This window comes from Streptomyces sp. NBC_00038, from assembly GCF_026343635.1.
In the GTDB taxonomy this organism is placed as follows: domain Bacteria; phylum Actinomycetota; class Actinomycetes; order Streptomycetales; family Streptomycetaceae; genus Streptomyces.
Window position 1 is genome coordinate 4,835,437 of the sequence record NZ_JAPELQ010000001.1, and the last position, 15,333, is coordinate 4,850,769.

Genomic DNA, 15,333 nt, shown 5'->3' on the forward strand with positions numbered 1-15,333 from the left:
GGTCACACCGCCGTGGCCAGCTGTTCCCGCTCCTGCCTCGGTACGAAGCGGACGTGCGGGTGGCCGTGGTTCCAGCCCATCGAGAGGCGGAGGTCGCCGAGGCGGGCCAGGACCAGGCCGATGGTGAGCGCGGAGAGCGTCGAGATCAGACCGCCGAGGGCGAAGCCGACACGTGGGCCGTAGGCGTCGGTGACCCAGCCGACGAGGGGCGCCCCCAGGGGCGTACCGCCCATGAAGACCATCATGAACAGGGCCATGACGCGGCCGCGCATGGCGGGGTCGGTGGCCATCTGGACCGAGGTGTTCGCGGTGACGTTGACCGTGAGGCCGAAGACGCCGATCGGGACCATGAGGAGGGCGAAGAGCCAGAGCGAGGGGGCCGCGGCCGCCACGACCTCCAGGATGCCGAAGGCCAGGGCCGCCGCGATCAGGACGCGCAGGCGGGCCGTGCCGCGGCGGGCGGCGAGCAGCGCGCCGGCGACGGAACCGACCGCCATCAGCGTGTTGAAGAGGCTGTACGCGCCGGCGCCCGCGTGGAAGATGTCGTCGGCGTAGGCCGATAGGAACACCGGGAAGTTGAAGCCGAAGGTGCCGATGAAGCCGACGAGGACGATCGGCCAGATCAGCTCGGGACGGTTCGCGACATAGCGCAGGCCCTCGCGGAGCTGGCCCTTGGCGCGCGGGGCGCGCTTGACGAACTGCAGGTCGCGGGTGCGCATCAGCAGCAGGCCCGCGATGGGGGCGACGAACGACAGGCCGTTGAAGAGGAACGCCCAGCCCGTGCCCACGCCGGTGATCAGCAGGCCCGCGACGGCGGGGCCGATCAGGCGGGCGGACTGGAAGTTGGCGGAGTTGAGGCTGACCGCGTTCTGCAGCTGGTCCGGGCCGACCATCTCGGAGACGAAGGACTGGCGGGCCGGGTTGTCGACGACCGTGACGAGGCCCGCGACGAAGGCGGCCAGGTAGACGTGCCAGACCTGGACGTGTCCGGAGAGGGTGAGGAAGGCGAGCGCGAGGCCGGTGATGCCCATGGCCGTCTGGGTGGCAAGGAGGGTCGGGCGCTTGCGGAGGCGGTCGACGAGGACGCCGCCGTACAGCCCGAACAGCAGCATCGGCAGGAACTGCAGCGCAGTGGTGAAACCGACCGCGGCGGAGGAGCCGGTCAGGCTCAGCACCAGCCAGTCCTGAGCGATGCGCTGCATCCAGGTGCCGGTGTTGGAGACGACCTGGCCCATGAAGAACAGGCGGTAGTTCCGGACCTTCAGCGAGCTGAACATCGACGAGTGGGTGTCGGGGGCGGGCGGGGAGTCGTGGGTGGCTGGTGCGGGGGCGGAGTCTGCTCCGGGTCCCGAACTCAAAAGGGCTCGCCTCCTAGGCGTACGTCGGACGTCGTCGTCCTGTGGCGTGCAGGACGACGACGTCCTGTCACTGCGGCTTGGGTCAGATCTGTGCGAGCTTCTCCAGGACGGGAGCGGCCTCGCGGAGCTTGGCCCACTCGTCCTCGTCGAGACCCTCGGCCAGGCCGGCCAGCCACGCGTTCCGCTTGCGGCGGCTCTCTTCGAGGATGGCCTCGGCCTGCTCGGTCTGTGTGACGACCTTCTGGCGCCGGTCGTCGGGGTGCGGCTCTAGCCTGACCAGTCCCTTCGCTTCGAGCAGCGCGACGATGCGGGTCATCGAGGGCGGCTGCACATGCTCTTTGCGGGCGAGTTCGCCCGGCGTGGCGTTGCCACAGCGGGCGAGGGTGCCGAGCACCGAGATCTCGGTGGGGCTCAGCGACTCGTCGACCCGTTGGTGCTTGAGCCGGCGCGACAACCGCATGACTGCGGAGCGGAGGGAGTTCACGGCGGCAACGTCGTCGCCATGGGTGAGGTCAGGCATGTTCCTTAGCGTAACTCATTACTCTCCCTAAAGACCACCGGAGTGCCCGCGAAACGGCAAACTGAATCTTTACGTCACTCATATGAGTGAGCCGGATCCGGAAAGTGACCCCTCGCCCGGCGGGGTACGGCGACCCTCGACTCCATGGGGACCAGCGTGCTCAGCCTGCGGATAGACGGGGAGCTGCTCGACCGGCTCCGACACCACGCCGCCAAACGCGGAATGAGCGTCCAGGACTATGTGGTCCGGACGCTCATTCGCGACGACTTCGACGAGCGGTTCCAGACCGCGGTCGAGGAGACGGAGAAGTTCTACGGGGTCACGTGAGCGGCCCCGTACGGCCGCCTACGTGAGGCCGAGCGCCGGCATCAGGTAGTAGAACCCGAACACCGCCGCCACCACGTACATCGCGACCGGCACGTCACGGCCGCGTCCCGCCGCCAGGCGCAGCACCACGAAGGTGATGAAGCCGAAGCCGATGCCGTTCGTGATCGAGTATGTGAACGGCATCATCAGCATCGTGACGAAGGCCGGGATGGCGATCGTGTAGTCCGCCCAGTCGATCTCCTTGATCGACCCCGCCAGGATCATGAAGCCGACCGCGAGCAGCGCGGGAGTGGCCGCCTGCGACGGGACCATGGTGGCGACGGGGGTCAGGAAGAGCGCCACGGCGAAGAGCGCGCCGGTGACGACGTTCGCGAAGCCGGTGCGCGCGCCCTCGCCGACGCCCGCCGTGGACTCCACGAAGCAGGTGGTGGCGGAGGATGAGCTGGCGCCGCCCGCGGCCACCGCGATGCCGTCGACGAAGAGGACCTTGTTGATGCCGGGCATGTTGCCCTGGGCGTCGGTCAGCTTGGCCTCGTCGCTGACGCCCATGATCGTGCCCATCGCGTCGAAGAAGCACGACAGCAGCACGGTGAAGACGAAGAGGACGCCGGTCAGCACGCCGACCTTGCCGAAGCCGCCGAAGAGGCTGACCTCGCCGACGAGCCCGAAGTCCGGGGTGGAGACCGGGTTGCCGGGCCACTCCGGGGTGGTCAGCCCCCAGGACGGGATGTCGGCGACGGCGTTGATGATCACCGCGAGGACGGTCATCGAGACGATCGAGATGAGGATCGCGCCGGACACCTTGCGCACCATCAGCGCGAGCGTGAGCAGCGTGCCGAGGATGAAGATCAGGACGGGCCAGCCGTTGAGGTGACCGTCGCTGCCGAGCTGGAGCGGGACCGTGGTCTGCGCGACGTCCGGGATGCGCGAGACGAAGCCGGAGTCGACCAGGCCGATCAGCATGATGAACAGGCCGATACCGATCGCGATGGCCTTGCGCAGGCCCAGCGGCACGGCGTTCATGACGCGCTCACGCAGACCGGTGGCGACCAGGAGCATCACCACGAAGCCCGCGAGGACCACCATGCCCATGGCGTCCGGCCAGGACATCCGCGGCGCGAGCTGCAGCGCGACAACCGTGTTCACACCCAGACCGGCGGCCAGCGCGATCGGCACGTTGCCGATGACACCCATCAGGAGCGTGGTGAACGCCGCGGTCAGCGCGGTCGCGGTGACCAGCTGGCCGTTGTCCAGCTGGTGCCCGTACATGTCCTTCGCGCTGCCCAGGATGATCGGGTTCAGCACGATGATGTAGGCCATCGCGAAGAAGGTGGCGAAGCCGCCGCGGATCTCGCGCGGCAGCGTGCTGCCCCGCTCGGAGATCTTGAAGTAGCGGTCGAGGGCACCCTGCGCGGGCCGGGGTTCCGGCTGCTCCGGGGTGGGGGCCTTGGTGGCGGCCGAGGTGGACATGCGTGACCTCATACGTGCGGGGGCCAGGTGGCCAGTGGGCGCCGGGCGGGACGGCGCCGGGCTGGGAACTTGATCGAGTCTGGCTGGCGCGTGATCACCAACGGGTTTCCCGGAGGTTTCCGTTGTTGTTTCGTACGAACAGAAAGAGCCAGACTCAGGCGGTTTCAGTATGAACATATGAGTCATAAATCGCCATCTCCGCGCGTAGACCCTTGGTATACAAGGGCCGTGCCGACCTGCGCGGAAACCCGCGCGGGGTGCTCGTAAGCTGTCCCCATGGCGAAGTGGACCCCCAAGCACGAGGCGCCGGAGCCCCTTGAGGGGCCCGTTGTCGCCACCATCACGGGCCTCACGATTCTCTGGTTCGTCCTCTTCCTGGTGCAGCTGCCGTTCTACGGCTGGTTCGACGACCACGGGCACACCTGGTGGGTGTGGACCTGCCTGGCCGGCGCGGGTCTCGGCCTGATCGGCATCTGGTACGTCCGCGGGCGGGAGGCGGCGCTGAAGCGGGACGCCGCACTCAAGGCCGCCGCCGACTCTCCTGGGGAGTAACCAGGCCCCGCCTACAACCACGGCATCATTGACCGCCCTCCCCCGTCCTCCCCTGGTCGGATCTTTCGGGCACTCAGCGGGTGAAGCCGTATATCCGCACGTACCGTCGAACGCATGACGCACATCGACGCGGGCGCCGAACTCGATCCCGTTCACCCCGTGCCCATACCCGCCTCCCCCTCGGAGCGGGCGCTGGGGCTGTCCGCCGCAGAGGTGGCCGAACGGGTGGCGCGCGGCGAGGTGAACGACGTCCCGGTGCGCAGCAGCCGCTCCGTGCGCGAGATCGTCCGCGCCAACGTCTTCACCCGGTTCAACGCGATCATCGGCGTGCTCTGGCTGATCATGCTGTTCGTGGCGCCGTTCCAGGACAGCCTGTTCGGGTACGTCATCCTCGCCAACACCGGGATCGGCATCATCCAGGAATGGCGGGCCAAGAAGACCCTGGACTCGCTCGCGGTGATCGGCGAGGCGAAACCGACCGTGCGCAGGGACGGGATCGCCGCCGAGGTCAGTACGTCGGAGATCGTGCTCGGGGACCTGATCGAGATCGGGCCCGGGGACAAGATCGTCGTCGACGGCGCGTGCGTGGAGGCCGACGGCCTGGAGATCGACGAGTCACTGCTCACCGGTGAGGCCGACCCGGTGGTGAAGCAGGCCGGCGACCAGGTGATGTCGGGCAGCTTCGTGGTCGCGGGCGGCGGCGCGTTCACGGCGACGAAGGTGGGCCGGGAGGCGTACGCGGCGCAGCTCGCCGAGGAGGCGTCACGGTTCACGCTCGTCCACTCCGAGCTGCGGACGGGCATCTCCACGATCCTCAAGTACGTGACGTGGATGATGATCCCGAGTGCGATCGGCCTGGTCATCACCCAACTGGTGGTCAAACAGAACGACTTCAAGGACTCCGTCGCCCGGACCGTCGGCGGGATCGTGCCGATGGTCCCTGAGGGCCTGGTGCTCCTCACCTCCGTGGCCTTCGCGATCGGGGTCATCCGGCTTGGCCGGAAACAGTGCCTGGTGCAGGAACTGCCCGCCATCGAGGGGCTCGCGCGCGTCGACACCGTCTGCCTCGACAAGACGGGCACGCTCACCGAGGGCGGCATGGACGTCACCGAGGTGCGTCCGCTGGGCGGCAGCGACGAGAGTTACGTACGGAAGGTCCTCGGCTCGCTCGGTGAGTCGGACCCTCGGCCGAACGCGTCCCTGAAGGCGATCATCAACGCCTACCCGGACAGCGAGGACTGGCGCTGCACGGAGTCGCTGCCCTTCTCCTCGGCCCGCAAGTACAGCGGGGCGTCGTTCAGCGAGGGCAACGGGGAAACGAGCACGTGGCTCCTCGGCGCCCCCGATGTGCTGCTGTCCGAGGGGGACCCGGCGCTCGCGGAGACCGAGCGGCTCAACGAGGAGGGGCTGCGGGTGCTGCTGCTCACCCGGGTCACCAGGGACCTCGACGATCCTGCCGTCAAGGAGGGCTCGAAGCCCACCGCGCTGGTCGTCCTGGAGCAGCGGCTGCGCCCCGACGCGGCGGACACCCTGCGGTACTTCGAGGAGCAGAACGTCAAGGCCAAGGTCATCTCCGGCGACAACGCGGTGTCGGTGGGCGCGGTGGCCGGGAAGCTGGGGCTCAGCGGGAAGGTCGTGGACGCGCGCCAGCTCCCCACCGACCAGGCGGAGATGGCGAAGTCGCTGGACAAGGGCACGGTGTTCGGGCGGGTCACCCCGCAGCAGAAGCGGGACATGGTGGGCGCGCTGCAGTCGAACGGGCACACCGTGGCGATGACGGGCGACGGCGTGAACGACGTACTGGCCCTGAAGGACGCCGACATCGGGGTCAGCATGGGCTCGGGCTCCGAGGCGACCCGCGCCGTGGCGCAGATCGTGCTACTCAACAACAGCTTCGCGACGCTGCCTTCGGTGGTCGCGGAGGGGCGGCGGGTCATCGGGAACATCACCCGGGTCGCGACCCTCTTCCTGGTGAAGACGGTCTACTCGGTGCTGCTGGCCATTCTGGTGGTGTGCTGGCAGGTCGAATACCCGTTCCTGCCCCGCCACTTGACCCTGTTGTCCACCCTGACGATCGGTGTCCCGGCGTTCTTCCTCGCCCTCGCCCCGAACACGGAGCGGGCCAGGCCCCACTTCGTACGCCGGGTCATGCGGTACTCGATCCCGGGGGGCGTGATCGCGGCGGTGGCCACGTTCATCACGTACCTGATCGCCCGTCATCACTACACCGGGACCGGCGCGTTGGACGCGGAGACGAGCGCCGCGACACTGACGCTGTTCCTGATCTCGATGTGGGTGCTGGCGATCATCGCCCGGCCGTACACCTGGTGGCGGGTCGCCCTGGTCGCGACGATGGGCGCGGGGTTCCTGCTGGTGCTCGTCGTGCCGTGGCTGCAGGACTTCTTCGCGCTGAAGCTGGTCGGGGTGACGATGCCGTGGATCGCGGTGGGCATCGCGGCGGTGGCGGCGGCCGCCCTGGAGCTCATGTGGAAATGGGTCGACCGCCGCTTTCCGGCCTAGCGGTACTGCAGGTGGTGCAGGTGCTGCAGGTGGTTACTTGACGTCGACGTAGTCACCGGCGGTGGTGACCGCGGCGGTGCTCGCGATGCCCTTGTAGCTGAAGCGGTGGAAACCGTCGACGGACGCCTTGACCGTGGTCTTCAGGGCGCCGCCCGTGGTGGACTTGATGCCCTTCACGCTCGTGTAGGTGCTGCTGCTCGCCTTGCGGAACTGCAGGCCCACCGACTGGCCGCTGAGGCCGACGTACTTCTTCGTCTCCCAGTCGGCGCGGGTCAGCTTGCCGGTGACCGTGATGGTCTTGCCCTTCTTCACCGGCTCCGGTGCGGCGTTGACCGTCAGCTTCGACAGCCGCTGGACCTTCTGGGTCTTGTAGAAGTCGTTCGCGTAGACCTCGCCGTCACCGGACAGGACGGCCACGGTGACGTGCCAGGTACCGGCCAGCGCGTTGGCGTACAGGTCGCCGATCCCGCTGTCACTGTTCAGACCGGGGGTGGCCGTGATGGTGAGCGTGCACTTCGACGTCGTGGCGCTGGAGGCCGTGCAGCTGGCCGCCTCCTGGTTCGGCGGGAGGTAACCGTCGAGGCCCTCCTCGACGTTCGTTCCGTGCCACAGGTCCATGTAGGCGTCCACGACGCCGCTGGCGTGGCTGGCGGTCACGGAGACGGTGAAGGTCTTGGCGGCGGTGGTGCCGACGACGACATCCTTGCCGGCGTTCACCGTGACGTTGGAGATGGTGAACGGGGCGGCGGCGGCCGCGCTGAACCCCGACTTGGCGGACGGGGCGCCGAAATGCTCCGCGGCGCTCGGACGGTCCAGGCTCGTGGCACCCTGCGAGTCGGCCTGCGCCGCCGGGATGACCAGGGCGGAGAGGGCCAGGGCGCCGGTGACGGCGGCCACAGTGGCTCGTATGCGCATGTGTTCCCCACGTGAAAGGGGCCCCGGGCTCTGGTCGTTACTACGGCTCGTAGTCGGCGCGGGACCCAAATGATTGCGGAGCCTGTTGGCTCACATGAGGAGATGCGCGACATGGGGTGAAGGTTGTACGGGTGATGCGGATTTTTGTCGCGCACGGCGAATGGCCCCCGGGGGAAACCCGGGGGCCATCGGCAAGGCACTTCCGCTTCACGTCCGGCTACTTGCTGTTCGGCCAACTCGGCTGTGTCTACTGCGAGTTCGGCCGCGTCTGCCGCAAGGTCGACCGGGTCGCGACTCCGCCTACTTGACGTCGATGTAGTCGCCCGCGGCGCTGACGCCCGCGGTCGTCGTGATGCCCGCGTAGGAGTAGCGGTAGAAGCCGTCGACCGAGGCCTTGACCGTGGTCTTCAGGGCGCCCGTCGAGGTCGACTTGATGCCCTTGACGTTGGTGTAGGTGGTGGTGCCCGCCTTGCGGAACTGCAGCGCCACCGACTGGTTGGCGAGGGCCACGTTCTTGCCCGTCTCCCAGTTGGCGCGGGTCAGCTTGCCGGTGACCGTGATGGTCTTGCCCTTCTTCACCGGCTCGGGGGCGGCGTTGACCGTCACCTGGGAGGCGCGCTGGACCTTGAAGCTGCCCGCCTTCTCCTTCCAGACGTAGTTGGAGTCGTCGCCCTTGGCGTTGACCAACGCGTCGACGTACCAGGTGCCCGCCTCGCCGTTGATGACGTCGTACACCCGCGGGTCCACGGTGAAGGCGGCCGAGCAGGTGGAGGTCGTGGCGCTGGTGCTGGAGACCACGCACTTCACCGCGGACGTGATGAGAAGGCCGGAGTTCGGACCGATGAGGTCGATCTCGGCGCTGTCGATGCCCTGGTCGTCCGTCGCCGTGACGGACACCGTGAACTTCTTGACGGTCGCCGCGCCGACGACGACGCTCTTGCCGCCGTTCACCACGACCTTGGTGATCTCGGTGTCGCCCTCGCCGCCGTCCGCGAAGGCCGCGGGCGCCAGCGCGGCGCCGGCCACCGTGAAGGCGGCGAGCAGGGCGACGGTGGTGGTGCGCTTCCGCACAGTTTCCCCCAGTGAAAACAGGGGCCCCTGGCGCGGTCGTCCTTGACGGCTCGTCGTCACACGGGGCCCAAGCGATCGTGGAGTCTGATGACTCAAGTGGTCAGATGTGCGACGGGGGCGAGCGGTTGTGCGGATGTGCGGATTTCGTGCGTGCGTTTTCGACGACTCCCGTACGCGCCGCGGGAGTCGGCCAGGACTCAGTCGAACCAGCGGTCCCGCTCCAGCTCCTCCGTCCGCGACGGATCCTCGAGCAGGGCCGCGACCTCGAAGCGGCGCGGCCACTGCCCGGCCGCCCAGGCGAGGGCGGCGGCGACACCCTCCAGGGTGGCGGCGTGCAGCACCCCGTCCCGGGTACGGCGCCAGTCCAACTCCACGCCGTCGACGATCAGTTCCTCGTGCTCGATGTACGACGCCGGGGTGGCGGGACCGAGCAGCACCCGCACCGGCTCCGGTACGTCGTGTTCGGCTCCCTCCGAGTCGACCTCGCCCGTCACCGACTCGCTGAGCCGCCGCACCTGGAACAGCTCGGCGAGCTCGGCGGCCCGCGCAGGCCGTACGGGGAGCAGCGGCACGCCGCTCGTGAAGGGCAGCAGGTCGGGCGAGTCCACGACCATGGCGTCGGCCGCGTCCACCACGGTGACCTGCCCGTCGACGACGGCCCGCAGTTCGTCCGGCAGCGTGACCTGCTCGGGGTCGAGGTCGGCCAAGGCGCCGTAGAGGGCGTGCAGTTGGGCTCCGGAGACCTCGCGGTCGGGGTCGGCGAGGCGGTCCAGGAGCTCGGCCGCGCCGCCGGGTTCGTCGAGGAGGGCGGCCACGGAGGTCCGTACGCCCAGCGCCCTCAGTACCTGCTCGTCCTCGAAACCGCTCGCGTCGGCGGCGTCGTAGAGACCGTGCAGCAGCGGGTCGCCGCCGGCCGACCGCAGCCCGGCCGGGCGACGTCCGTCGAGGACGGGGTGACCGCGCAGCCACCAGGCCGTGTACGGCCGTACGGTCTCGTGCGTGCCGTCCGGCAGCAGCAGCCGCACCGGCTGCGTGAGCGCGTCCCGCAGGGGCGGCTGCGACAGCAGGGCGAGGGCCTGCGGCCAGCGCTCGTCGTCCACGAGATCCAGGTCCCGTACGGCGACGATCTCGGTGGCGACGGGCGGCACAGGTGTGTCGGGCAGCCGGTCGAGGACGTCCTCGCACCACACGTCGACGGCGTCGAGGAGCCCCGCGTCATCGGGCTCCGCGAAGTCCGAGTCGCGCGGCTCCAGTTCGTCCGGGTCGAGGACGACATCGGTGGCGCGTACGAGGGTGAAGTTGGCGAGGACTCCACAGGCGGCCAGCGGCTGCTCGCCCCAGCGCTCGGCCAGTTCGGCGTCGACGAAGGCCAGTTCGTCCTCGCGCATGACCTGGGCGAACGGGCTGCCGGGCAGCACGAGTTCGCCCGCGGGCACCAACTCGCCCTCCTCGTCGGGGAGGGCGAGGGCACCGAGCCAGGGCTCGTCGCCGGGTTCGAGACCGGCGCCGCGGACGAGTGCGAGGACGGTGTCGGCCAGCTCCTCGGTGTCCGGGGCGTCCTCGTCCCAGCCGCCGCCCTCGTCGTCGAGCGAGGCCGCGACGGCGGCACGCACCTGCGGGGTGGTGAGGACCGCGCGGGGGGTGGCCGGGAGGGCGCCCAGCTTCTCCAGGAGCGGGTGGGCGGCGTCCGGGTGGGCGACCTTGAGGCCGAGACGGGCGAGGGTGTCGGGGGACGCGGCGGTCCGGTCGTCGTCGGGGACGGGCAGCAGGACCTGCCGGGGGCCGATGGTCGTACGGCCGTCGGCGAGCGGCACGGGCAGCCCGGAGAGCCGGTCGGGGTCGACACCGGCGAGGCTGTCGTACAGCCGCCGCCACCAGCCCGGGTCCTTCTCCAGGCCCGCCAGCCGGTCCACGGCCTCGGTGAGCGGGACCCTGGCCACGCCCAACGTCCGCAGCTCCGCCCGGCGTTCGAGCCCGGCGGGCAGGAGGCTGGGCAGCACCTCGGCGAGCACACCGACGGTCTCGGCCCCGGCGCCCTCGACGACCTCGGCGTCGCGGGGGCGCAGCGCGGCGGGGTTCTCCGCGCTGCTGGTGCCTGCGTCGGGCCAGTCGACGGGGGTCTCCGGGACGGCGGTGTCCGGCGGGGCGGCGGGCGGCAGGAACGCGGTGCGCGGGAGTCGCTCCAGGATCGCCTGGCGCAGGGAACCGTCCAGTTCGCCCTTGCCGAGCGGGCCGGGCACGAGGTCGATGATCCCCGCGTCCACCGGGCGCCAGGCGGCGAGCAGTTCGGCGTACGCGTCGGCCGCGCGCTCCACGATGAAGCCGGTGAGGGGGCCGGGCGCCGCGTGGCGGCGGGTGGTGTCGAGCGGGAGGGAGGCGATCAACAGCGCCGGTACGCCCAGGGGTTCGTCGCTCGGCGTGGGCGCGTGCACGACGGGGCTGGTGCGGGGGCGGGCCGGGGCGCCGTCGGCGTCCACGGGGACGGCCCAGGTCACCGACCAGTGCGGACGCAGCCGTTCCTCGACCGGGCGGTCGGCGAGCAGGGCGGGTTCGAGGGCACCGTGGCGGGCGACGGTACGCCAGCGGGTGGTGCCGTCGCGGGAGTCCTCGATGACGGCGCCGTGCTCGTCGGCGCGGCGGCGCAGCGTACGGACCTCGTCGTCGCCGATCTCGACGACGACCTCTTCCAGGCCCGGCAGCGCGAGGAGCAGCGCGTCGTCGAGGTTCTGCAGGAGGCGTTCGGCGAGGTCCTCGGCGGCGGGGTCCCGCAGGGGGAGGATCACGGCCGTGTCGTACGGGTCCGGGGCGGTGCCCTCGGCGGCGAACGGCAGCCGGAGCAGGGGCACATGGCCGTCACGGCGGCGGATCTCGTCGCCCAGGCCCGGGCTGTGGCGGGCGGTGTCCGAGGCCAGTTCGCGGGCCTCGGCGAGGGACCAGCGGACGCCGCCGTGCCGGCCCACGACGGCGGGCTCGTCGGTCACCGCGAGGACGGCGGCGAAGCCGACACCGAAGCGGCCGACGGCGGTGTCGGCGGCGTCCCGCTTCGCGGAGGCGCGGAGGGTGGAGAGCGACTCGACGCCCGTCGCGTCGAGGGGGGCGCCGGTGTTGGCCGCGACGAGTACTCCGTCGCGGAGGGTGAGCCTGAGGCGGCCCGGGACTCCGGCCCTTGCCGCGGCGTCGGCCGCGTTCTGCGCGAGCTCGACGACCAGGCGGTCGCGGTACCCGCCGAGTACGAGGTCCTCCTCGGCGTTGGCGTCCTCGCGGAACCTCGCCGGGCTGGTCGCCCAGGCGTCCAGCACCCCGCGTCGCAGGCGCGCCGTCCCGAACGGGTCCGCGCCCTCGGCTGCCGGCCGCACGAACTTGCTCACGGTGGTCACTCTCCTCTTGCGGTACCGCGACTGCACGCTGGGGTCGACCGTCGCCGCATGAAGGTACCGCGAGGCGGAGGGGCGCCCTGCGCTGGTGCGGGGGTGGGGAGTTTTTCGCCCCCTCCGCCCCTACCCGTCCCTTGTTCCTGGGGGCTGCCGCCCCCAGACCCCCGCTATCGGCCTGGACGGCCTCGTCCTCAAACGCCGGACGGGCTAAAAATCTCTAGCGCCGGCCGGGGAAAGATTCAGCCCCTCCGGCGTTTGAGGAGCGGGGTCTGGGGCGGAGCCCCAGGAACAAGGGACGGGTAGGGGCGGAGGGGGCGAAAAACTCCCCGCCCCGCCTACGAGTGCCCCAGCTCCGCCGAAGACTCGTCCGCCGTAACCGAGACCGAACCGGAATCCGGGGCGGGGCGGAGCGGGAAGGGGTCCACCTTGGTTTCGTCGATCACGTGGGGTGCCGGACGCGGCGGTGCGGGCATGACCGCGGCCTCGGAGTGGCCACCGCATCCGTAGGCGAGGGAGACGACGTGCCCATCGGCCGGCGAGAACTCGTTCGCGCAGACTCCGAACGCCTGACCGAGCGACCCCCCGATCCGGTTGAGGAAGCCACAGCTGACGCACGACGCCGGCGCGGCCTGCGCCATGGGCGTCTTCGGCCCGTACGACTCCTCCCAGCGGTCGGCCGCGACATGCAGTCCGTACCGCGACAGGACGCGCGCACGCCGCAGCCCCAGCTCCTCGGCGACGGACGCGATCGAACCGCGCATCGGCGAGAGGAGCAGGCCCGCGGGCGTCACACCCGAGACCTCGGCGTCCTCCGCCTCGACCAGCTCGGCCATGTCCTCGGAGAGGGGCGAGTTCGGCGGGGGCTCGTCCTCGCCGGTGTAACCCGGCTCCAGGCGCAGATCCTCGGCGTCGGTGGGCAGCAGGTCGCCCGGGCCCAGGTCACCGGGGCGCAGGCGCTCGCTCCACGGCACCCACTCGGGGGCGAGGAGGGAGTCCGGGCCGGGCAGCAGCACGGTTTCGTCGAGGGTGACGAGCTTCGCCCGGGAGGCGCGGGCGACGGTCACGGCCCAGCGCCAGCCGCGGTAGCCCATCTCCTTGCACTCGAAGAAGTGCGTGACGACGCGGTCCCCTTCGGAGACCATCTCCACGTGCTCGCCGACGACGCCGGGTGCGGCCGCCTCCTCGGCGGCGGCGCGGGCGAGGTCGACTGCCTCGGCGCACAGGCGGTCGGGGGTGCGGCTTCGCGTGGTCGCTGCGCTCACAGGTATCGCTTCTCTCCTACGCCGTCTCACGGGTGCGCCATTGCTCGGCGGGGGTGCGGACGGAGCGGACCAGGGGACCGCGTCGACGTCCGCGCCCGATCGCGCTCGGGCGCACCTACGTCATCCATTCTGCGGGATGGCCGAGAGGCGCGCGGCCGAGAACAATCGCCACTAGCGCGCTACGCACGCTACCTTCTCCTGGCCCCTGGGCCCACACCGGCGGGCCTCTTCGGCGCTCCGCGCCAGCTTTTTCGCCGCTCCGCGGCCCCGGCTCCCCGCCGCTCCACGGCCAGATTCCCGCCGCTCCGCGCCGGGTTTTCCCACCCACCCGCCCGTCTCGGTCGGCTGGAAAGCACCGAGAAACCCGACTGCGCCGGAGCCGCCGCCAGCGCACCGGAAAGCATCCCGCCCGGGGACGCCCCCGCCAAAATCCCGCCCGAGCCCCCCCACCCCCCAAGCCCCCCACTCGGCCCCCATACGCGCGGTAACCGCACTACGCACCCCCATCTCGGGGCACTATGACGGAGTGGCAGCCGCAAGGTCGCCCCACGGAGCCACCGGGATCGGTGGGACCAAGGGGAGTAGCCGGAGTGGCGGATCGACCCGGGTGACCGGGTCCGTCCGTGCGGTCGGCCGTGCCCTGCACTTCCCGGTGACGGGGACGGCGCGCGGCATCCGCAAGGCGACGCACGCGCACGGGGCGGGCGAGTCCGGGCTCGGGAAGCTGATCGAGCTGCACGGGGTGAACGGCGCGGGTGACGTCATGATCACCGTCGCCCTCGCGTCCACCGTCTTCTTCTCGGTGCCCACGGACGAGGCCCGAGGCCGCGTCGCGCTGTACCTCGCCATCACCATGGCGCCCTTCACCCTCCTCGCCCCCGTGATCGGGCCGCTCCTGGACCGCCTCCCGCACGGCCGCCGCGCCGCGATGGCGGGCGCGATGCTCGCCCGGGCCTTCCTCGCGCTGCTGCTGTCGGGCGCGGTGGTGACCGGCGGTATCGAGCTGTATCCCGCCGCGCTGGGCGTGCTGGTGTCGTCGAAGGCGTACGGGGTGGTGCGCAGCGCCGTGGTGCCACGACTGCTGCCACCGGGGTTCTCGCTGGTGAAGGCGAACTCCCGGGTCACCCTCGGCGGTCTGCTCGCCACCGGTGTGGCCGCGCCGATCGGGGCGGGGCTGCAGGCGCTCGGCCCGCGCTATCCGCTCTACGGCGCCTTCGTGATCTTCATCGCGGGGATGTTCCTGTCGTTCTCGCTGCCGCCCAAGGTCGACTCGGCCAAGGGCGAGGACAAGGCGCTCCTCGCGGCGGATCCGGAGCATCTGCACGGGCCGCACCTGAAGAAGGTCAAGCGCCCGGGGCTGCGCACGGTCGGCACGGCCGTCACGCACGCGCTCGCCGCGAACGCGTCGCTGCGCTGTCTGTCCGGCTTCCTGATCTTCTTCCTCGCGTTCCTGATGCGCGAGCACCCGCTGGCCGGGGCGAGCGCGGCGGCCTCGCTGGCGATAGTGGGTGTCTCGGCGGGGGTGGGCAACGCGCTCGGCACAGCGGTCGGAGCTTGGCTGAAATCACGCGCTCCCGAGATCATCATCGTGACGGTCGTCGGGTTCGTGCTGGGGGCGGCGATCACCGCGGCCGTGTTCTTCGGGGCGGTCGTGGTGGCCTGTCTGGCTGCGGTCGCCGGGTTCGCGCAGGCCCTGGCCAAGCTGTCCCTGGACGCGCTGATCCAGCGGGACGTGCCCGAGCTGGTCCGTACGTCGGCCTTCGCGCGCTCCGAGACGATTCTGCAGATGGCCTGGGTCATCGGCGGCGGCATCGGCATGGCGCTGCCCCTGAACGGCACGCTCGGCCTCTCCGTGGCCGCCGCGATCGTCGCCACCGGCTGGCTCACCACCGTGCGGGGGCTGATCGGGGTGGCCCGGCACGGGGGTCGTCCGCGGACACGCGTGGCATGACGCGGCACGCGCT

11 protein-coding genes are annotated in these 15,333 nt (G+C 70.8%); 4 read left to right on the forward strand and 7 right to left on the reverse strand.

The features are described from left to right. Positions 1 to 2: 2 nt before the first annotated feature. Together OG219_RS21715 and OG219_RS21720 are read right to left on the reverse strand one after the other, a co-directional pair. Positions 3 to 1,277, reverse strand: coding sequence for an MFS transporter (locus tag OG219_RS21715; protein ID WP_323183289.1), 1,275 nt, complete (start codon positions 1,275 to 1,277; stop codon positions 3 to 5). Positions 1,278 to 1,440: 163 nt separating this feature from the next. Then, positions 1,441 to 1,878, reverse strand: a complete 438-nt coding sequence (locus tag OG219_RS21720) for a MarR family winged helix-turn-helix transcriptional regulator (RefSeq protein ID WP_266459617.1) — start codon at positions 1,876 to 1,878, stop codon at positions 1,441 to 1,443. A 144-nt stretch (positions 1,879 to 2,022) separates the two neighbouring features. Between OG219_RS21720 and OG219_RS21725 the strand changes: the two genes are divergently transcribed. Next, positions 2,023 to 2,205, forward strand: a complete 183-nt coding sequence (locus OG219_RS21725) for a hypothetical protein (RefSeq protein ID WP_054235178.1) — start codon at positions 2,023 to 2,025, stop codon at positions 2,203 to 2,205. 18 nt (positions 2,206 to 2,223) lie between these two features. Here the strand turns inward: OG219_RS21725 and OG219_RS21730 are convergent, their stop codons facing one another. Then, positions 2,224 to 3,675 carry an NCS2 family permease gene (locus OG219_RS21730; RefSeq protein ID WP_266828944.1) on the reverse strand — a complete coding sequence of 484 codons (1,452 nt, stop codon included), beginning with the start codon at positions 3,673 to 3,675 and terminating at the stop codon, positions 2,224 to 2,226. A 276-nt stretch (positions 3,676 to 3,951) separates the two neighbouring features. Here OG219_RS21730 and OG219_RS21735 point away from each other — a divergent pair, with 276 nt between their 5' ends. Together OG219_RS21735 and OG219_RS21740 are read left to right on the forward strand one after the other, a co-directional pair. Then, positions 3,952 to 4,227 carry a DUF2530 domain-containing protein gene (locus OG219_RS21735; protein WP_266828946.1) on the forward strand — a complete coding sequence of 92 codons (276 nt, stop codon included), beginning with the start codon at positions 3,952 to 3,954 and terminating at the stop codon, positions 4,225 to 4,227. Positions 4,228 to 4,341: 114 nt separating this feature from the next. After that, positions 4,342 to 6,747 carry an HAD-IC family P-type ATPase gene (locus tag OG219_RS21740; protein ID WP_266828948.1) on the forward strand — a complete coding sequence of 802 codons (2,406 nt, stop codon included), beginning with the start codon at positions 4,342 to 4,344 and terminating at the stop codon, positions 6,745 to 6,747. Between the two features lie 33 nt (positions 6,748 to 6,780). Here the strand turns inward: OG219_RS21740 and OG219_RS21745 are convergent, their stop codons facing one another. The 4 genes from OG219_RS21745 to OG219_RS21760 all read right to left on the reverse strand — a co-directional run bounded on the left by OG219_RS21745 (position 6,781) and on the right by OG219_RS21760 (position 13,369). Then, positions 6,781 to 7,662: a calcium-binding protein gene (locus OG219_RS21745; protein WP_266828950.1), complete on the reverse strand. Its 882-nt coding sequence runs from the start codon at positions 7,660 to 7,662 to the stop codon at positions 6,781 to 6,783. Positions 7,663 to 7,962: 300 nt separating this feature from the next. Then, positions 7,963 to 8,733, reverse strand: a complete 771-nt coding sequence (locus tag OG219_RS21750; RefSeq protein ID WP_266828952.1) for a calcium-binding protein — start codon at positions 8,731 to 8,733, stop codon at positions 7,963 to 7,965. A gap of 197 nt (positions 8,734 to 8,930) precedes the next feature. Beyond that, the gene (locus OG219_RS21755; RefSeq protein WP_266828954.1) at positions 8,931 to 12,101 is read right to left on the reverse strand and encodes a sacsin N-terminal ATP-binding-like domain-containing protein; all 3,171 of its coding nucleotides are present in this window, start codon (positions 12,099 to 12,101) and stop codon (positions 8,931 to 8,933) included. Positions 12,102 to 12,442: 341 nt separating this feature from the next. Next, on the reverse strand, positions 12,443 to 13,369 hold the full coding sequence (locus OG219_RS21760) for a DUF3027 domain-containing protein (protein ID WP_266828956.1): 927 nt from the start codon (positions 13,367 to 13,369) through the stop codon (positions 12,443 to 12,445). 526 nt (positions 13,370 to 13,895) lie between these two features. Between OG219_RS21760 and OG219_RS21765 the strand changes: the two genes are divergently transcribed. Further along, positions 13,896 to 15,320 (forward strand): MFS transporter, encoded by a 1,425-nt coding sequence (locus OG219_RS21765; protein ID WP_266828958.1) that lies wholly within the window; start codon positions 13,896 to 13,898, stop codon positions 15,318 to 15,320. Positions 15,321 to 15,333: the final 13 nt, after the last annotated feature.

Bases quoted from the DNA above. Each gene is read 5' to 3' on its own strand.
- OG219_RS21715 (WP_323183289.1), bottom strand. From the start codon at position 1,277: ATGTTCAGCTCGCTGAAGGTCCGGAACTACCGCCTGTTCTTCATGGGC.
- OG219_RS21720 (WP_266459617.1), bottom strand. From the start codon at position 1,878: ATGCCTGACCTCACCCATGGCGACGACGTTGCCGCCGTGAACTCCCTC.
- OG219_RS21725 (WP_054235178.1), top strand. From the start codon at position 2,023: ATGGGGACCAGCGTGCTCAGCCTGCGGATAGACGGGGAGCTGCTCGAC.
- OG219_RS21730 (WP_266828944.1), bottom strand. From the start codon at position 3,675: ATGTCCACCTCGGCCGCCACCAAGGCCCCCACCCCGGAGCAGCCGGAA.
- OG219_RS21735 (WP_266828946.1), top strand. From the start codon at position 3,952: ATGGCGAAGTGGACCCCCAAGCACGAGGCGCCGGAGCCCCTTGAGGGG.
- OG219_RS21740 (WP_266828948.1), top strand. From the start codon at position 4,342: ATGACGCACATCGACGCGGGCGCCGAACTCGATCCCGTTCACCCCGTG.
- OG219_RS21745 (WP_266828950.1), bottom strand. From the start codon at position 7,662: ATGCGCATACGAGCCACTGTGGCCGCCGTCACCGGCGCCCTGGCCCTC.